Below are 17,503 nucleotides of genomic sequence, written 5' to 3'. Positions count from 1 at the left end.
CCTGGATGATCAGGTCTGGCAAGCCATGAGTTTAATCCTGACGGCCTGCTCGCGCGCACGAGTCTGATATCACTATTATCCCTTGCTGTACGTCGCTTCACCAGCACTTCTCACAAACCAATTTTGGCAAATAGATAGGCTCTCGGTCGCAATGCGGACATTGATCCCATATTTGTCCTGCGGCTTCAGCAGCGAAACGAGCAGCTTTAGCTGAAATTGGTCGGGGCTGTGGAACGTCCTGAACTCTATACGACGCTCTGATATGAGCTGTTTTGCCTTGATACGGGTAGATCGCAACACGCGTGCTTAGAGACGGAATGTCAAAAACGGTTACTTGTCGGCCGTCAATTTCAAGAACTTCCGATTCCTTAGCTGGATGGTGTGGGTCGTTCGTCAGGCGTCTGGCGGCGTCTGCAACATCTAACCTCGGCAATGTCAATTTAGCTGTTTTCTTTGTCATTTTCAGCTTACGCATTATTTTTGACGCTACTGCTTCTGCTACAACTCGTTCAACTGCCCCCTGATCCATTTCGAGGATTTCAATCTCGCCGCTGACGGCATACTTTACCGGAGGTGTTCCATATTCAGTCAGATAAATCATTTGTGCCGTCAGTTTAGTACCAACACTCAATTCCTGAGTTTTATCATCGAGCTGAAGCTTTGCTTTTGCAGTTTTGGTTTCGAAATAGATTACAATATCGATCCATTCGCGACCGATTTTCATGATCTTGCAGGTGCGAGGATAGGTTTTCCTTTGCTTATTAAAATGGTACATAGCTATAATTCCTCAATTATCAATTTATGTATAGCATAAATATATACCACATTATAAATAAGTCAATACTTATATTTTATATTATTTTATGAATAAATCAAATATTGTTTACAATCGCATAAATGACAATAACATTAACTTTAAATATTGTGTTGCCATCTACATCGCCGCCACCCTCATCAATATCGTCTTCGCTGTGATGCTGGCGAAGAAGCTTCCCGACGACAGGCAGCGCCAGTCAGTTCCTTACGGTCAGCTTCTCCGGACGATCGCCGGAGCCGTCGCGGGCTCCCGACCGGCGCAAGTCACCCTGCCATCGGAGCCTGCCTCTTCGTGGTCTTCATGATGTTCTGATCCGGGCTGACCTTCCTTCTCAGCGCTCCTCCGTTCTCATACACCCCGGCGCAGATCGGCCTCGTTAATCTGTTCGGCCTCATTGGCGCCTTTGCCGCATAGCGCACCGGGCGGCTACATGATCGCGGATGGTCTACCCGTGCCACGGGGGCAGGGATTGCTTTGACGCTGGCCTCCTTTGTCATTGTCGCGATCGGCAGTGCTTCAGCAGTCGCCGTGGTCGCGGCAATCATCCTGTTCAATCTCGCAAGCCAGCTCGTAAACATCCTGAACCAGACCCGACTTCTATCCATCCGTTCCAATCTGCGTAGCCGTATGAACACTGCCTTCGTGTTCTGCAATTTCGTTGGGGGCGCTGCCGGTTCGGCGCTCGCGGGCGTTCTCTGGAAGGCTGGCGGTTGGCCGCTACTCACAGGGGTTCAAGCCGTCTTTATAGTTCTCGCCTTGCTCATTTGGGCAGCGCAGCGAAACACACTGCTATCTGTGGAACCGAAACCATGATCCCTCCTCGGCAAAGCGTAGTACGCGCGGGCAAGCTGCCGACGCCCGGTTGGGCCTGGTCGCCAACTTGTCATGGGCGCATCAAGGTCGGGACAATAACAGCTTCTCTGTCAATCAGCACCTAAACGGGGCTCTGACGCACTTTCGATGATATGCCCACACGCCAGAGGTAGGATAAGATATTGATTCAAAATAATATTCATGGAGAGCATAAACTTCGGCAAGCTGGCATTGTTATAGTCTGATGCTATATTCGAAAAAATTAAATAATATCAGTATCTTGCTTGGCATTTGGCATTGACAGCATCATCGAAAGTGCGTCAGAGCCCTTATTCCACGCCGAATGACAGGCGATCCGGGGCTTTGAAAAAGATGGGAGAAACGTAAGAGAATGGTTTGCAGCCAGAAACCAGTTCGCCATAATGTTCGATGAGCGCTTCGTCGCTTGAGTATCAAACCGCATGGGCCGGAGCAGATACACAAAGTTTATGACACTCCCAGCCCAATGCGTTGCCCGCATGCAGTCGAAATGACGACCGGATGTCCGCAACCGTCTTGCAGTTAACGAATTTGTCTCGCAACCGGTTGATGGCCTTGACCGGTTGCCACCCGATTTTTCGTTTCAGATATCGAATACCTTGCCAAGCTTTCCAGCAAGCTTGTCTTCGAAAGCGGGCAGCGTCGTCGGTGTTCCGGATGTCAACGCCTTCACCGCATCGTCGAGAGTCGTGTTGATCGTCTGGTCGATGACCAGCTTCGCCTCGCCGGATCCAGGTTCTTCATCAAACCGCACTACGACCCAAACGATGTCACAATTCGAGATGTGTGACTGATGCTCCATCTTCGACATGGATCCGAGGAACGGCTTGTCGATGACGACAACCATCTTCTTTCCCCAACGGCGCAGGGTCGGTACCTTGATCTGAAGCTGCGGCATCAAACGCTTGGGTCCGCTCGAACGGAAATCTGGGCGGCGTGCAGCACCAGGCATCGGTAGGCTATTGTCCGTCGTCGGTTGCGCCCGGATAACAGCCATATCCTTGCCCATCTCACCGCCGGAGAAATAGACGGCCTGCATCTCGACCGCACACCATTTCTCACGATTATTAGGGTGGACGAACACCAGATCAATGCGTCCGACGTCCTCGCGGCCAGACTCCGCAGCCGCTGCTTCCGTCCCGGCTGCTTCCTCAGCCTCTTCTGTTTCGTCTTCCTCGGCGGCGGCATCGGCCTCAGCAGCGCCAACCTCACCAGCCCGCGGGCGCATCAGAAATGCAATTTCCTTGGCGAACAGCGGCTCCTCGGTTCCGAGAACATACTGACCGATATGCTTGACGATGGTTCCATTTTCCAGGAATCTGTTGGGACAGGTTGCGGTGATAGGTCCAAATGTGATGTCGTCGGCGGGGGGCAGCGGCTCATGGAAGTTCCGGAGAGAGCAGACTCCACCCTTCTTGTTGCAATGGAGCTTCCCCGATTTCGGACCGAGAGCCGGAACCTGCTCGAAGAAAGGACAATTCATCGTCGTGTTCTTGGTATCGGCCAGCATCTTCCGCTCTGCCGTTGACAGATCGATGAATCTTTTCCCGTACCATTCAGCGATACCAAAGAACTGCTTTTTTTTCTTCGGTTTAGCGGCCTTGGCCATCAAGCCACCGCCAGATCAGTCTCATTCGCGTTGATCGTTTCATCGGCTTTGAGGAGAGCCTGAGCGACGGCCTTGCCAAGTAGCGGCGGCACGGCATTACCGACCTGGACATACTGCTCCGTCCGGCTTCCATAGAACTCGAACGTATCCGGAAAGGATTGGAAACGCGCAGCCTCACGCACGGAGATCGAGCGATCCTGTTCCGGGTGAATGTAGGCACCCCAATGGATATCGCATTTCGTCAGAACGGTCGACGATAAGTCGGACTTGCGCGGTCGGCCATAGCGCTTCGTGTGGTCCGAACGCTTTGCGCGCTTCATGCCTTCTGGCAGCAGGTCGAACGGTATGTCACGCCAAGAACCGCCTGCGGGAATATGCTTCATGCGAGCTTCGTTGACCGGCGACAGGCGTGATGCACTGTGGTTTGCTAGAGCCTTGCTACCCTTGCGAAGCTGCTTCTGATATGCGTTAGCGGGCGGAGTGGCATATTCAGTCACGCCCTTGGTGTCGCCGTTCTTCAAAGCGGGAAGATCGGAGATTGCATCCCATACGGTCACGAAAGGCTTGAGTCCTTCGCCATACGTCGGTTCCGGGAATACGATGGGCGCGCCAATCCTGTTGGCGATGAAGAAGATGCGCCGCCGCTCCTGCGGAACACCATACTCTTCGGCCTTTAGGATTTTCCACTTCACCTGATAGCCGAGCGCATTCATGCCCTTTTCGATTTCACGGATGACTCCGCCGTTGGCTATCGAGGTCAGGCCAGCGACGTTTTCCATGACGAGCCAGCGCGGTTTGAGGCCGGCAACGATGCGGAGATACTCCCGGAACAGGCCTGCACGCGGGTCATGCACGCCACGGCTATGGTTATAGACGGAATACCCCTGACAGGGCGGGCCGCCCACGAGGACATCGAGTTCACTAGGAGCGAGTCCCGCAATTTCGAGCAGCGTGGAGACCTTGAGATCCTGAATCCTTCCACCGATGAAGGTGGCTTCAGGGTGGGTGGCAGCGAAGGTGCGGCCAGCAGTATCATCGAAATCGGATCCAGCCAGAACACGGAATCCGGCCTGATGGAATCCTTCCGAAAGGCCGCCAGCTCCACAGAACAAATCGACAACTGTGCCGTTGCGCATATTGACACTCTCCGAATCATCGGTATTCCCGCTTTTGATACAAAACGAGAACATTTAACAAATGGTTCTTTACAGGATAAAGCTGGCGAGCGATAGAGGGGGTGTTGAACCTCTTGAGATTGTGTATAGATATCATGGACGCTACGAACCGGGCTCTATTCTCTTGAATGGAGTTTAACTGATTCGCCGATCAATAGAATTGGGGTAATGCATCTACAAATGTTATCCCAAACAGTTTCTCGCACGGTCCGCACGCGCTATATATCGAGCAATGAGATCATCTATGTCGACGTGAGCCGCGCAGAGGCGGACAGGCTCGGAACAGGGGCTCGTATCGTTCAGATGAACCCGGTTCTTCAGGCTTTGATGGACGCTGTCCCGGACAGCGAGTTCTCCGGTCTCACAAAGCCGCATGAGGCCGCTTTATACGAGCTGCTCTTCCATGAAATTGTGGCTGCCAAAGACATCCCGCTTTCAATTGCGATGCCGCGGGACGAGCGTATTTCCGGGCTCGCGCAAGTCGGGATAGTTGATCCAGGCTCGATTGCTTCTATCGACGAATGGCTCATTGGCGCTTCGGCCAGCCGTAAGACAATCGAGCGGCTTTTCATGAAGGAGACGGGGATGACACCTTCCCGTTGGCTAAGGCAGGTTCGCATTCTACACGCCGTCTCCCAGCTTGCCGCCGACAAGAAAATCAGCTCGGTGGCGCTCGATTTAGGGTACCAGTCGCCGAGCGCCTTCACCTACATGTTTCGTTGCGCCATTGGGTTGAGTTCGCGCGATTTCCGCCAAACGGAGAAGAGTGTCGGCAGATAGGCTGAGCAGGAGCTGCCGCTTTCAGGCATTGGTGAAGTCGTAAGGAACGACCACAACGGGGTCGGAAGCTGCCGTATTGAACAGGTCATTTTCCGCGACGAATTCACCGGAAATCCCGTGTTTTCATCCTGATCTCGTCAGAGCCGTGGGCGGAACCATTGGTAACGCCATCCTTTGCTTGGCCGTACAGATTTGGCTTGGCGGAAACTTCGGCGATATCAGCGCCTCGCCTTGCAATGCTGGCCAGATCGGACGACAGATCAGTCAGTTCGTGCGCCACGATGTGAACGACTTCACCTTCGCGCTGGACCCTGCCCTTTACACCAATCATGCTGGAACCCAACACGATATGGCGATACTTCTCGAAGGTTTTTGCCCAGACGACGAGATTGGCGACTGCGGTTTCATCCTCCAGCGTGATGAACATGACGCCTTTTGCTGAACCGGGGCGCTGACGAACAAGGACAAGACCAGCAATATTGACCCAACGGCGATTGGCGGCGGTGAGGGCTTCGGCACAGGTGATGATGCGCCGCCGCGCCAGATCTTCCCGCAGGAATGAAAGGGGATGAGCGCGCAGTGTCAGGCCAAAATGACCGTAATCCTCAACGACCTCCCTGCCAGTCGGCATAGGCCGTAGAGCGACATTTGGCTCCTCCTGCTCTTGCAGCATACCCTCTTCCCGGCTAGTCGCAGCTGCAAAAAGCGGCAGTGGTTCATCACGCAATCCTTTAAGCGCCCAGAGCGCTTCACGCCGGGCAAGTGTGAATGCTGAACGAAAAGCATCTGCTTCAGCAAGTTTGACCAATGCAGAGATTGGAATGCCTGCCCGCCGCCACAGATCATCAACCGAGAGATAGGGCTCTTCTCCCCTGCATGCGATGAGACGAGCCGCATCGGAATTGCCAAGCCCCTTGACCATGCGCATTCCGAGCCGGACGGCAAAGTACGCGTCTCCGTCTGTCGGCTCCAGCGTGCAATCCCAATGGGATGCATTGATGCAAACAGGCCGGATTTCAACACCATGGTTACGCGCGTCCCGAACGATCTGGGCAGGTGCGTAAAATCCCATGGGCTGCGCGTTCAGTAATGCGCAGCAAAAAACATCGGGATGCCAGCATTTCATCCAGCTTGAGGCGTAGGCAACCAGAGCAAAGCTCGCAGCGTGGCTTTCAGGAAAACCATAAGAGCCAAAGCCTTCAAGCTGTCGAAACGTGCGCTCGGCAAAATCACGGGTGTAACCATTATCGACCATGCCCTGAATGAGTTTCTCACCAAATTTCGAGACGCCACCGGTATGCTTAAAGGTTGCCATGGCGCGGCGGAGCTGATCGGCTTCACCGGCAGAAAACCCGGCACATTCAATCGCCACACGCATTGCCTGTTCCTGAAACAGCGGCACGCCAAGCGTTTTGCCGAGAACTGCTTCCAATTCGGGCTTGGGGTAATCGACCTCCTCCTTACCCTCACGGCGACGAAGATATGGATGAACCATATCGCCCTGAATGGGTCCGGGGCGGACAATAGCTACCTGAATCACCAGATCATAGAAGGTTCGCGGCTTGATGCGCGGAAGCATCGCCATCTGTGCCCGGCTCTCGATCTGGAATGTGCCGAGCGTGTCAGCCTTACGGATCATCGCGTAGGTGCGTGGATCTTCAGGCGGGATCGTCGCCAGATCGTAATTTATGCCTTTGTGTTCCGCCAACAGATCAAAAGCGCGGCGCATACAGGAAAGCATCCCAAGAGCCAGCACATCGACCTTCATGAATTTCAGGACATCGATATCGTCCTTGTCCCATTCGATCACCTGCCGATCTTCCATAGCGGCCGGTTCGATCGGCACCAGTTCGTCAAGCCTGTCGCGGGTCAGAACAAAACCACCCGGATGCTGTGAAAGATGCCGTGGCGTACCGACAAGCTGGTGTGCGAGATCAAGCGCCAGACGCAAACGACGGTCGCCCATATTGAGATTGAGACTTTCGGCGTGTTTCTGTTCGACACCTTCCGACCAGCCCCAGACCTGTGATGACAGGGTTTTGGTCAGGTCTTCGGGAAGGCCAAGCGCTTTGCCAACATCGCGAAGCGCCCCTTTGGCCCGATAGCGAATGACGGTCGAGCACAATGCTGCCCGCTGCCGACCATAGGTTTCATAGACCCACTGGATGACTTCCTCGCGCCGCTCATGCTCGAAATCGACATCGATGTCGGGCGGTTCGCGCCGTTCTTCCGAAACAAAGCGCTCGAATAGAAGATCGTTGCGATCCGGATCAACTGACGTGATGCCAAGGACAAAGCAGACAGCGGAATTGGCCGCCGATCCCCTGCCCTGACAAAGAATGCCCTGTGAGCGAGCGAAGCGGACAATCGCGTTTACAGTTAGAAAATACGGCGCATAGTCGAGCTTCTCGATCAGCCGCAATTCGTGCCTGAGATTATTGTGCACCTTGTCCGGCCACCCCTCGGGATAGCGTTCCCTGGCTCCCTCCCATGTCAGCTTTTCGAGCGCCTGTTGTGGCGAGAGTTCGGGAAAGAGCTTTTCTTCCGGATATTGATAGGCCAGTTCATCGAGTGAGAACTTGCAGCGCTCCATGATTTCGACTGTCCGGGCAAGCGCTTCGGGATAACGGCCAAACAGTCGGTGCATTTCTTCGGGTGGTTTCAGATAGCGATCTGCAAAACGCTCACGCCGGTGGCCAAGCTCATCAATGGTGACATTGTGCCGGATGGCGGTCACAACATCCTGCATCATCTGTCGCGACGGCTCATGAAACAGGACATCGTTGGTTACGACGGTCGACACACGAGCCGCTGCGGCCATATTCGACAATTCCCAGAGCCGAAGCTGATCATTCGGTCGTCGGCGTAGGGTCAGCGCCAGATAGGCGCGATCATTGAAAGCCTCACGCAAACGGCGAAGATGCAAGGCACAGGTATCATCCGCCTTTTCCGGCACGAGGATGGCGATAAATCCTGCTCCGTAGGCAACGAGATCCTGCCATTCGAGGTGACATTTTCCTTTTCCCCCGCGTTTTTTACCAAGCGAGAGCAATCGGCACAATCGCGCATAGGCAGGCCGATCTGTCGGATAGACCAGCACCGACATTCCGTCAGCAAGATCGAGGCGGCATCCGACCACAAGCCGGATGCCGGTCTGGCGTGATGCTTCCAGCGCGCGGACAATGCCTGCCAGACTGTTGCGATCGACAATACCCAAAGCCTCGATACCAAGCTCTTTCGCGCACTGGAACAATTCCTCACAACTGCTTGCACCACGCAGAAATGAGAAATGGCTCGTTACCTGCAATTCGGCATAGCGCGGCCCGGTCATCCGAAGATTCCATGCAAGAACCAGCGATGCGAGCCGCTGTTTTCGTGTTCACCGTCACCGGACCGGAATAGCCAGTAGCGCTCGCCGGTTTCAGCTTCGACCCGGAAATAGTCCCTCACAGTCGTCATCTCCGCATCGCGCAACCACCATTCGCCACGGATACGTTCGGGGCCATCGGCCCGCTGCACACGCCGTCGGATACCCCGCCATGTAAACCAGACGGGTGGATTGTCTGGCAAAAGCGCCATGGTTTCGATGGGTTCTGGTCTGGGCAAGAGCCGGGGTGGTCGTGGCCAGTCTCCTTCCCATGTGGCCCCCGTTTCCGGTGCGAGAGGTGGTACGCGTGCGACCGAGCGTTCAGGCACATCACTTTGCACGGGTACGAAACGGCAAAGCCTGTTTTCACCGATCCGATTGGCAAGCACATCGATCAGGTCAGAGACGTCGGGCTGCGAAGCCTCAATCAGTGAAGAGATCGACTGTTTATGCCCGAGAGGTTCAGCTTCGATTGCCAGCAGAACCATGATTTCAATGCCAAAGCCCGGATTGACGGTTTCAATCCTGTCGCAAAGTAGCCGTGTCAGGCGTTTTGGATCGCGCACAGGCTGCGCCATACCAACCCGGATATATTGCAGCGTATTATCGACACGGTGAAACAGGAGATCGAGCCGTCGGGCACCAAGGCCACGTTTCTCCAATTCGATACAAAGGCTATCCACCAGTTTGCCGATATAGCGGGCAATCGTTTCTGCGGCACCGATTGGCTCCCCGAAAACACGGCGGACTTCGACAAGCTCCGGTGAGCGAACAGGGTCAACAGGCTCGGCCAGAGTGCCAAGTGCCTGATCGAGACGACGACCAGGCTCAGGACCAAAACGCTGGGTCAAAGGTGCGCGTGGCTGCTCCATGAGGTCGCCAATCCACTCGAACCCGAGCTTATGCAGACCGGCAACGGTTTCCGGATCAAGACGCAGGGCGGCGAGCGGAAGTGAACGCAGCATCGTTTCATGCTGGCCAGGTGGAATGACGAGAATTTCGGGTTGAAGGAACCGCGCCGCGGCATGGGCCGCCCCCCATGTATCGGCAATCGCAGCTCTGGCTTCGACGCCTGAAGCCGCAAAACGCTGAACCAGCTTGCCAAGCATGGCTTCCTCGCCACCATGCAGATGGTCGGCTCCTGTTGTGTCGATCACCAGCCCATCCGGTTGATCGACCGCAACGATTGGCGAGATCCTTTGAAGGGTCCACAGTGCCAGCTTTTCCAGACCGTCCGCATCAGCGGCTGGATCAGCATCGATCACAAAAAGGCCGGGGACAAGCGCCTGTGCCTTGGCTACTGCCATGCCGACGGCAATGCCGCGAGCCTGTGCATTCGCGTCAATCGCGGTGATCAACCGACGGCGACCATTGCGGCCGGCGAGGACGAGCGGCGCGTCAGGCGGAGGCGATCCGTCGCCCGACTTCCTTCTGAGGCGATCTGTCGGCCACCTGGGAAGGAAGAGCGATACGACCCTGTGCATCACAGGCCTCCACTTCAAAATCTGCACTTTCTCCGGCTTTCGCCCGAATGAGTTCAACCAGCCAACGGGCACGACCAAGCCCCGCAACAGGCAAGGGGTCAGACGGAAGGACGGATACACGCCAGCGTGTGATACTGGCTGTGGGCTGCCCAAAGTCACCGGCCTCCGTCTGTCGGCGCCAGCGACGGATTGCGAGGCCGATTGTCCGTGAGGATTCGGCTGCAAGCTGTAAACGCCGCGATGCTGTCATGGAGAGATGAGCCGTTTCAGCAACCACAGCGCTCAGACCACCATGGCGCAAACCTTCCTCGAAACAGGCAAGCACTGCCTTTTCATCTCCCGCCTCGACATGGATCATGCGATCAGGTGCCAGACCTGCCTGAGCAATTGCAGGCGCAAAAAGATCGGTGCGGGTGACAATCCAGAGGACTTTTCCGCGTGTCCGGGCTGCAATGCCTGCAACGAACAATGCCGCTGCTGCACCATCCACGGCTCCATTGCCGCCGCCTGCCACCTCATGCAGCGCCCCCAATGTCAGCCCTCCTCCCGGTAGCCTGCGGTCTATATCGCTGACACCGAAGGGCAAAACCTCACGCACGCGCCCAGCACCGCCTTCAAGATGCGCAATGCGCTCCTGAAGGCTGGCGATGACTGGATTGGCGGCACGTTGGGCCATAAACTCGGTACTCCTGAAATGCTTTGCAACGAGCGTTTTCGCTGATATGTTCTTTTTCTGTTCTTTTTGGGGACGCGAGTCAATCGGAGTCTTTTGCCGATCATTTCAACGAAGAGAGAACAGAGCGTTTTTCAACAGCGTGTTGTTTCCGAATTGATGTTGAATCTGAAAGTGATAGGAGCAGGACTGCATGAATGCCGCACATCTGGAAAAATTAAACGAAGGCCAACGTGCTGCAGTCATTCACGGGACCGGGCTTCCTGACGGTCAGATCGGCGGTCCCCTGTTGATTATCGCCGGGGCAGGTTCTGGCAAGACCAACACCCTTGCCCACCGGGTTGCCCAGCTCATTATTGATGGCGCTGATCCACGGCGCATCCTGCTGATGACCTTTTCCCGACGAGCCGCAAGCGAGATGGGCAAACGGGTAGAGCGCATCTGCGCAAAGGTGCTCGGCGACAAAGGCGGCATTCTGACCGATGCGCTTGCATGGTCAGGCACATTCCATGGCATCGGTGCACGGATACTGCGCGAATATGCCTTTGAGCTTGGCCTTGATGCGCAATTCTCGGTCCATGATCGCGAAGACTCTGCGGATTTGATGAATCTCGTTCGCCATGATCTTGGGTTTTCCAAAACCGAAAACCGCTTTCCGACGAAGGGAACATGTCTTTCTATCTATTCCCGCACGGTTAACGCAGAAGCCTCACTCGACGAAATCCTCCGCGCCAACTATCCATGGTGCGCGGCATGGGAAAAAGAACTGCGCGAGCTGTTCGCGGGATATGTCGAGGCCAAGCAGATTCAGAATGTGCTCGATTACGACGATTTGCTTCTCTACTGGGCGCAGACCATGGGGGTTGCCACGCTGGCAGATGAGATCGGCGGCAAATGGGATCATGTCCTTGTTGATGAATATCAGGATACCAATCGCTTACAAGCAACAATCCTGACCGGATTGAAACCAGCCGGTCGCGGTCTGACCGTCGTCGGTGACGACGCGCAAGCGATCTATTCCTTCCGGGCAGCCACCGTTCGTAACATTCTCGATTTTCCCAACATGTTTTCTCCGGCGGCTGAAATCATCACACTTGATCGCAATTATCGCTCGACACAGCCAATCCTTGCCGCTGCAAACGGCGTGATCGGTCTTGCCAAAGAACGTTTTACCAAAAACCTCTGGACCGAGCGCCCGTCACTTGAGCGCCCGCGTCTCGTGACAGTGCGCGATGAGGCTGATCAGGCAAAGTTTGTTACCGATGAGGTTCTGGAAAACCGTGAAGGCGGTATGCGGCTGAAAGATCAGGCGGTGCTGTTTCGAGCCAGCCATCACAGCGGCCCGCTGGAAGTCGAACTCACACGACGCAATATCCCCTTCGTCAAGTTCGGTGGCCTGAAATTCCTCGACAGCGCCCATGTGAAAGACATGCTTGCAGCATTACGCTTTGCGCAAAACATGCGTGATCGCGTTGCGGGCTTCCGATTGATGCAACTCCTCCCCGGCGTTGGACCGGCAACTGCACAGACCGCCCTTGATGCCATTGTTGACAGTTCCGACCCGGTCGAAACGCTGGCTGGCCTTCCCTGCCCGGCTCGTGCGCAAGCGGACTGGCCGGGTTTCGTCGAATTGCTGTCAGGCTTACGCGACCGCGCATCCGGTTGGCCCGCTGAAATCGGACAGGTCCGTAACTGGTATGAACCGCATCTGGAGCGCATTCACGAAGACTTTGAAATGCGCCGCGCCGACCTGCTTCAACTTGAGGATCTCGCGACAGGCTATCCCAATCGCGAACGGTTCCTCACCGAACTGACCCTCGATCCGCCGGACGCGACATCGGGGCAGGCAGGCGTGCCGCTTCTCGATGAGGATTATCTGATCCTGTCGACCATCCATTCTGCAAAGGGGCAGGAATGGCGGTCCGTCTTTGTCCTGAACACAGTGGACGGCTGCATTCCCTCAGATCTTGGAGCAGGCACCTCCGATGAGATCGAGGAAGAGCGTCGTCTCCTCTATGTTGCCATGACCCGTGCGAAGGATAGTCTGAACCTCGTCATTCCGCAGCGTTTCTTCACACACGGCCAATCTTCAACGGGTGATCGCCATGTCTATGCCTCGCGCACGCGCTTTATTCCGGCTAATCTGATCAAGCTGTTCGAATGCCGCGCATGGCCTGTTGTCCCGCCCGGTTCAACCGCTAATTCGGGTCCACGGCAGGTTCGCCTTGATGTCGGCGCACGAATGCGCGGCATGTGGCGATAGTAAGGAACAACAGGTCATGTGTAATCTCTATAACCTTACGACCACACGCGATGCGGTGATGGAATTTACCAGAGCGTTTTCAGACAAGGCCGGCTGGAACGAACCGTCGCTCGACGTCTATCCCGGAACTCTGGCGCCAATCGTTCGCGTCGGTTCCGACGGTAAGCGTGAAATCGCAAGCGCCACCTGGGGCATGCCGACACCGCCTGCCTATATTAAAGGCAAGTACGATCCGGGCGTGACCAATATCAGGAATGTCAACTCGCCGCATTGGCGACGCTGGCTCGGGCCAACCAGCCGATGTGTCGTTCCCTTCACATTCTTTGCCGAGCCTGATCCGGCAAGCGAGCTTGCCGGTGGTCGTATCCCTAATCAATGGTTTGCGCAGAATGATGACCGGCCATTGATGTTTTTCGCCGGCTTCTGGACACCGTGGAAGGGTGTGAAGAAAGTGCGCGACGGAGAACGGGAGTTCGAACTTTATGGCTTCCTGACCAGCTCACCCAGCGAGGTTGTCAGCCCAATCCACCAGAAAGCCATGCCGGCGACCCCGACGACACCTCAGGAAGTCGACGTCTGGCTCACCGGCGAATGGGATGACGTAAAACATCTTCAGCGTCCCCTGCCCGGCAATATGCTGATCCTCGTCGAACCGCCAGCCAAATCCGCCGTTGATTTCCTGATTTAGGAAAGCAAAGAAGACATACCTCGAATGCTGACGGACAATACCGACGCGAATATGGATAATCACGACAGACAGAGCGAAGAACCCGCTTCTGTCCGCAAAATCATTCACGTGGACATGGATGCTTTCTATGCCTCCGTCGAACAACGCGATAATCCGGAGCTGAGAGGAAAGCCCGTTGCCGTCGGCGGTTCAGCCGCCCGTGGCGTCGTGGCTGCTGCAAGCTATGAGGCGCGGGCCTACGGTGTCAGGTCCGCCCTTCCCTCCGTCACCGCCAAACGCCGTTGTCCCGATCTGATATTCGTTCCACCGCGCTTTGATGTCTATCGGGCCGTTTCCGCGCAAATCAGAGAGATCTTTGCTGAGCATACCGACCTGATCGAGCCCCTGTCCCTCGATGAAGCTTATCTCGATGTGACAGACAACAAGCAGAATATGCCAATCGCGACCGAAATCGCCCTGAAAATCCGCGCCCGTGTCAAGGAAGTGACCGGTCTCAACGCATCAGCCGGCATCTCCTATTGTAAATTCCTCGCCAAGATGGCCAGCGATCTCAATAAGCCGAACGGACAGGCCGTCATTACGCCGCGCATGGGACCTGCCTTCGTCGAAGCCCTCGCAGTCAAGAAATTTCATGGTCTGGGACCGGCGACAGCCGCGAAAATGGAGCGTCTCGGAATTCTGACAGGGGCAGAGCTGAAGGCAAAGTCGCTGGCATTCCTCACCGAGCATTTCGGGAAATCGGGTGGCTGGTATTATCGGATTTCACGAGGCATCGACAACAGGCCCGTGCAGCCGAACCGGGAACGAAAGTCTATCGGCGCCGAGGATACATTCGCTGTCGATGTTCATGATCTTGAAACAGCCCGATCCGAATTGATCCCGCTCATCGAAAAAGTCTGGCGCGTTTGCGAAAACAAGCAGCTATTTGGCCGAACGGTCACTGTGAAAGTCAAATATACTGATTTCCAACAGATCACACGCAGCCGGAGCGTAGGCTTGCCGCTGCTCACCGCTGTTGATATCATGAATCTGGCATTTGCACTGCTGGCTCTCGTATTTCCGACTGAAAAAGGCATTCGCTTGATTGGCGTCACCATCTCCTCTTTCGCGGGCCATGAAACAACGGAGCCAGACCAGCTACGGCTCCTGATCTAGATACATGCTGATGGATCCCCATCTTGGCCAGGAGGAGCAAAGCAACAACAGGGCAACAACAGCCGGTATGGCTATAGTCGCAAGACAGTGACAACGGACAGCGGACGGATCGAGCTGGAGGTCCCAGGCAACAATGTGGCAGCCATCAGACTTCCTCTGCTTCAGTTCCACTTATAGCTCGAGTTATCATAGTGGCAAATCAATTCAGTTTTCCGGATCGACCCGCTTCACCAACAGCTTCTCGCTGAGCAACTGTTTGAGGCGGGCATTTTCTGCTTCAAGGGACGCCAGTTCCCTATTGGTTACGAGTTCATCCGAGGATTTGGATTTTCCTGCAGGAGATCGCTTGCGTGGCGATGCCAAGGCGGCATGGGTGGCAGCAGTTTGGTCTGTCCCTTCTTCCTTGACAGGCTCCGCTTGACCAGTAGGCTCCTCCTGTAGCTTATCGGCTTGCGCAAATGCCTCTGATGGGCTTTCCGGCTCTGTCGTCCCGGCTATATTGCCACCTTCCTGATCCTGGTCTGGCGCTGTAACCAGAGCAGAGATGTTGTTAAGCTGCGCTCCCCCGTCGCTGGCTATACCGTCATTGTCAGGCTTTTTATCTACCTGCGCGTTTTTACCATCAAGGACTGCAGATCCCGCATCTGCTCCTGAGCCATCAGTTGCCTTCGTTACTGCTTTCTTCGCGCGTGATCGCTTTTGGACCGGTTTGGGCGCAACAGATGCCGCCGGGGCGATGTCCTTTGTTTCCGCACCTGGAAGTGGTTCGGCGCGGCTGATTGCTTTCACAGACGCTTGTGGCTGGTCAGATGGCGTTAAAGCCTCGGACAAGTCTACCGGTTCAGTCGGCTGGGGTCCCATGGTATCTGCTTCATCAGCGTCTGTCGCCGTGGCCTTGATCGGCTGCTGTTTTGCCATCTCATGATCAGACTGTTTCGGGCCTTCGCTGGCTATGCTCCCGCTATCCGGCATTTCCTCCGGCGAGATGTCTTTCTTGCGCGATCGCCAGTTTTTCAGCCCCGCAACAAGACGCTGACCCAGAGATTTCATCGCCATTCCACCTCTCTTTCCGTGCTGAGACGGCTTGCCCTTATACCATCCGTTTCAGGCAGACAGCATAATAGCCGTAATAATGTGCCCCTCCCGTCTGCATGGCCAAATATCAGGACACAATCGGAACCAAGCTATGTGCAACGCCGACGGTTTGCAAAAGCCAAAATGCTGTCATCGCCTCAGCTGAAGGATGCGGCTCTTCGATAATCCATGCAGCAGACAGGCAAACAATGCTAGATCTGCGCCAGACGCCTGCGCAGTTCGGCATTCTCCGCCCGTAATTTATCAGCCAGTTCCCGACGAAGACGCTTGTTCTCCGCTTCCAGTGCAACAAGATCTTTCAGCTCGTCGCCATGAACCGCTGAAGATGCAGCGGGTGCGCTTTTATCTGCAGCCTTTTTCCAGTTGTAATATGCCTGATCGCTGACCCCCACAGCCTTGAGTGCTTCTTTCACCGTGGTCTTGCCATCCGCCGTGCTTTTGGCCACCGAAGCAAGGATGTTCCGACGCTCTTGCGCAGAGTACATCTTGCGTTTGTTGGCGGGTGCCTTTACCGGCTCAGCACTGGCAGCTTTCTTGCGGCTGCGCGATTGTGGCTTTGGCTTCTCAGAGACCACCGCTTCCGCTTTGCTTGGCTGTTCTTGCGTTGCAATGATATTGTCATCGACCATTTTTTCTTCTCCAGAGGCTTTGATAGTGTGAGTTTAACATCAATCAACAATCATCGACAAAATGAATGTATAATTCATTGACAGCGACTATAGCGGGTCCAGATGGGTTGAAGGCACATTCAGTCGTGGGAGAACATGAAGCCCACACACAGATAGAATTGCAAAAATACCATTCTATGTATAGGAAGATGCAGATGACAGGGCCAGTTGGCAATTCCAATGGCCTGTCAAAGCCAATACATCATTCAGGGAATTTATCCGCAGATGAAAAATCCGCTGCAAGGCGTGATCGTTGAATATAAGGGCGGTCGGCGCGCCCGGTCGGGAAACAAACCCAATGCCCTCTGGGGCAATATCGACCTCAAGGCAATTGCCCGTGAGGTGGAGGAAGATCCCACCACCCCGGGTGAGAAAGTTGTGTCAGAAATTACAGTCTCTGAAACCGCCCCAGTCACATTGACAGCCGAGCTGCCACCGGCAGAGCCTGTACCTGCTTCTGTCGAGGCTCCCCCAATCACGATAGCAGAAGATACGGCGAAACCAGCCACGGTTGATACGTTGCCAGCAATGCCATCTTCCAATCCGGCCGCACGCTACGCATCTGAACCAAAACAACGTGCGGTCCGTACACGTCGAGCCAAAAAGCCTCGGGTTGAACAGCCCATTGACCTGCCCGCCATTCCGTTGTCCGTAGCAGTGCCAACCGGCGATGAAATCGAAGCGCTGCAAGCCGAGAATACCGCGCTAAAGCATCAGTTGATCGAAAAGCTGCGTCATGAGAACAACCAACTCACCAAAATGCTCGCAAGGGTCAATCAGGCAGCTATTCGCTGAACCGCGTCGCGAATCCGCGTAGTCTCAGCTATCCACCAGGTGTTTCATAGGCCCCATGTAAACAGGATGACCGCCTGCACCT

14 protein-coding genes are annotated in these 17,503 nt (G+C 55.1%); 6 read left to right on the top strand and 8 right to left on the bottom strand.

Annotated features, from left to right (window positions below; all coding sequences use genetic code 11):
- Positions 1 to 97 precede the first annotated feature (97 nt).
- Positions 98 to 775, bottom strand: a complete 678-nt coding sequence (locus tag DKP76_RS16560) for a hypothetical protein (protein WP_109707799.1) — start codon at positions 773 to 775, stop codon at positions 98 to 100.
- Positions 776 to 1,291: 516 nt separating this feature from the next.
- On the opposite strand from DKP76_RS16560, the gene DKP76_RS16555 reads away from it, so the two are divergent.
- Positions 1,292 to 1,630: a hypothetical protein gene (locus DKP76_RS16555; RefSeq protein ID WP_109707798.1), complete on the top strand. Its 339-nt coding sequence runs from the start codon at positions 1,292 to 1,294 to the stop codon at positions 1,628 to 1,630.
- A gap of 622 nt (positions 1,631 to 2,252) precedes the next feature.
- Here the strand turns inward: DKP76_RS16555 and DKP76_RS16550 are convergent.
- Positions 2,253 to 3,278, bottom strand: coding sequence for a NotI family restriction endonuclease (locus tag DKP76_RS16550; RefSeq protein WP_109707797.1), 1,026 nt, complete (start codon positions 3,276 to 3,278; stop codon positions 2,253 to 2,255).
- Positions 3,278 to 4,414, bottom strand: a complete 1,137-nt coding sequence (locus DKP76_RS16545) for a DNA cytosine methyltransferase (protein ID WP_109707796.1) — start codon at positions 4,412 to 4,414, stop codon at positions 3,278 to 3,280. The genes DKP76_RS16550 and DKP76_RS16545 overlap by 1 nt, the downstream gene beginning before the upstream one ends.
- A gap of 207 nt (positions 4,415 to 4,621) precedes the next feature.
- Between DKP76_RS16545 and DKP76_RS16540 the strand changes: the two genes are divergently transcribed.
- The gene (locus DKP76_RS16540) at positions 4,622 to 5,233 is read left to right on the top strand and encodes a helix-turn-helix domain-containing protein (RefSeq protein WP_109707795.1); all 612 of its coding nucleotides are present in this window, start codon (positions 4,622 to 4,624) and stop codon (positions 5,231 to 5,233) included.
- Positions 5,234 to 5,336: 103 nt separating this feature from the next.
- Here the strand turns inward: DKP76_RS16540 and DKP76_RS16535 are convergent, their stop codons facing one another.
- The 3 genes from DKP76_RS16535 to DKP76_RS16525 are packed head-to-tail and all read right to left on the bottom strand — an operon-like array spanning position 5,337 to position 10,760.
- Entirely contained in the window at positions 5,337 to 8,564 is a 3,228-nt protein-coding gene (locus DKP76_RS16535) for an error-prone DNA polymerase (protein WP_109707794.1), read from the bottom strand.
- On the bottom strand, positions 8,561 to 10,084 hold the full coding sequence (locus DKP76_RS16530) for a DUF6504 family protein (RefSeq protein ID WP_109707793.1): 1,524 nt from the start codon (positions 10,082 to 10,084) through the stop codon (positions 8,561 to 8,563). Before DKP76_RS16530 ends, DKP76_RS16535 begins: the two co-directional genes overlap by 4 nt.
- The gene (locus tag DKP76_RS16525; protein ID WP_109707792.1) at positions 9,999 to 10,760 is read right to left on the bottom strand and encodes an ImuA family protein; all 762 of its coding nucleotides are present in this window, start codon (positions 10,758 to 10,760) and stop codon (positions 9,999 to 10,001) included. Before DKP76_RS16525 ends, DKP76_RS16530 begins: the two co-directional genes overlap by 86 nt.
- A 190-nt stretch (positions 10,761 to 10,950) precedes the next feature.
- Between DKP76_RS16525 and DKP76_RS16520 the strand changes: the two genes are divergently transcribed.
- From DKP76_RS16520 to dinB, 3 genes are read left to right on the top strand one after another with little or no spacing between them, the layout of a single operon-like run.
- Positions 10,951 to 13,020 (top strand): ATP-dependent helicase, encoded by a 2,070-nt coding sequence (locus DKP76_RS16520; RefSeq protein WP_109707791.1) that lies wholly within the window; start codon positions 10,951 to 10,953, stop codon positions 13,018 to 13,020.
- 16 nt (positions 13,021 to 13,036) lie between these two features.
- Positions 13,037 to 13,708 (top strand): SOS response-associated peptidase, encoded by a 672-nt coding sequence (locus DKP76_RS16515; protein ID WP_109707790.1) that lies wholly within the window; start codon positions 13,037 to 13,039, stop codon positions 13,706 to 13,708.
- A gap of 51 nt (positions 13,709 to 13,759) precedes the next feature.
- The gene (dinB, locus tag DKP76_RS16510) at positions 13,760 to 14,863 is read left to right on the top strand and encodes a DNA polymerase IV (protein ID WP_109707843.1); all 1,104 of its coding nucleotides are present in this window, start codon (positions 13,760 to 13,762) and stop codon (positions 14,861 to 14,863) included.
- 204 nt (positions 14,864 to 15,067) lie between these two features.
- On the opposite strand, the gene DKP76_RS16505 is transcribed toward dinB, so the two are convergent.
- Positions 15,068 to 15,919 carry a hypothetical protein gene (locus DKP76_RS16505; protein ID WP_109707789.1) on the bottom strand — a complete coding sequence of 284 codons (852 nt, stop codon included), beginning with the start codon at positions 15,917 to 15,919 and terminating at the stop codon, positions 15,068 to 15,070.
- A 230-nt stretch (positions 15,920 to 16,149) separates the two neighbouring features.
- A complete protein-coding gene (locus tag DKP76_RS16500) occupies positions 16,150 to 16,587 on the bottom strand; it encodes a transposase (protein ID WP_109707788.1) in 438 nt (145 codons plus the stop codon).
- A 219-nt stretch (positions 16,588 to 16,806) separates the two neighbouring features.
- On the opposite strand from DKP76_RS16500, the gene DKP76_RS16495 reads away from it, so the two are divergent.
- Positions 16,807 to 17,421: a hypothetical protein gene (locus DKP76_RS16495; RefSeq protein ID WP_109707787.1), complete on the top strand. Its 615-nt coding sequence runs from the start codon at positions 16,807 to 16,809 to the stop codon at positions 17,419 to 17,421.
- Positions 17,422 to 17,503 lie beyond the last annotated feature (82 nt).

It is taken from the genome of Falsochrobactrum shanghaiense (genome assembly GCF_003149535.1).
Lineage (GTDB): Bacteria > Pseudomonadota > Alphaproteobacteria > Rhizobiales > Rhizobiaceae > Brucella > Brucella shanghaiense.
The sequence above is the reverse complement of the archived record's forward strand: the minus strand, read 5'-3'. Positions and strand labels throughout refer to the sequence as shown.

Coding starts and splice junctions, on each gene's coding strand:
- DKP76_RS16560 (WP_109707799.1), bottom strand. CDS start 775: ATGTACCATTTTAATAAGCAAAGGAAAACCTATCCTCGCACCTGCAAG.
- DKP76_RS16550 (WP_109707797.1), bottom strand. CDS start 3,278: ATGGCCAAGGCCGCTAAACCGAAGAAAAAAAAGCAGTTCTTTGGTATC.
- DKP76_RS16545 (WP_109707796.1), bottom strand. CDS start 4,414: ATGCGCAACGGCACAGTTGTCGATTTGTTCTGTGGAGCTGGCGGCCTT.
- DKP76_RS16540 (WP_109707795.1), top strand. CDS start 4,622: ATGCATCTACAAATGTTATCCCAAACAGTTTCTCGCACGGTCCGCACG.
- DKP76_RS16535 (WP_109707794.1), bottom strand. CDS start 8,564: ATGACCGGGCCGCGCTATGCCGAATTGCAGGTAACGAGCCATTTCTCA.
- DKP76_RS16530 (WP_109707793.1), bottom strand. CDS start 10,084: ATGCACAGGGTCGTATCGCTCTTCCTTCCCAGGTGGCCGACAGATCGC.
- DKP76_RS16525 (WP_109707792.1), bottom strand. CDS start 10,760: ATGGCCCAACGTGCCGCCAATCCAGTCATCGCCAGCCTTCAGGAGCGC.
- DKP76_RS16520 (WP_109707791.1), top strand. CDS start 10,951: ATGAATGCCGCACATCTGGAAAAATTAAACGAAGGCCAACGTGCTGCA.
- DKP76_RS16515 (WP_109707790.1), top strand. CDS start 13,037: ATGTGTAATCTCTATAACCTTACGACCACACGCGATGCGGTGATGGAA.
- dinB (WP_109707843.1), top strand. CDS start 13,760: ATGGATAATCACGACAGACAGAGCGAAGAACCCGCTTCTGTCCGCAAA.
- DKP76_RS16505 (WP_109707789.1), bottom strand. CDS start 15,919: ATGGCGATGAAATCTCTGGGTCAGCGTCTTGTTGCGGGGCTGAAAAAC.
- DKP76_RS16500 (WP_109707788.1), bottom strand. CDS start 16,587: ATGGTCGATGACAATATCATTGCAACGCAAGAACAGCCAAGCAAAGCG.
- DKP76_RS16495 (WP_109707787.1), top strand. CDS start 16,807: ATGGCCTGTCAAAGCCAATACATCATTCAGGGAATTTATCCGCAGATG.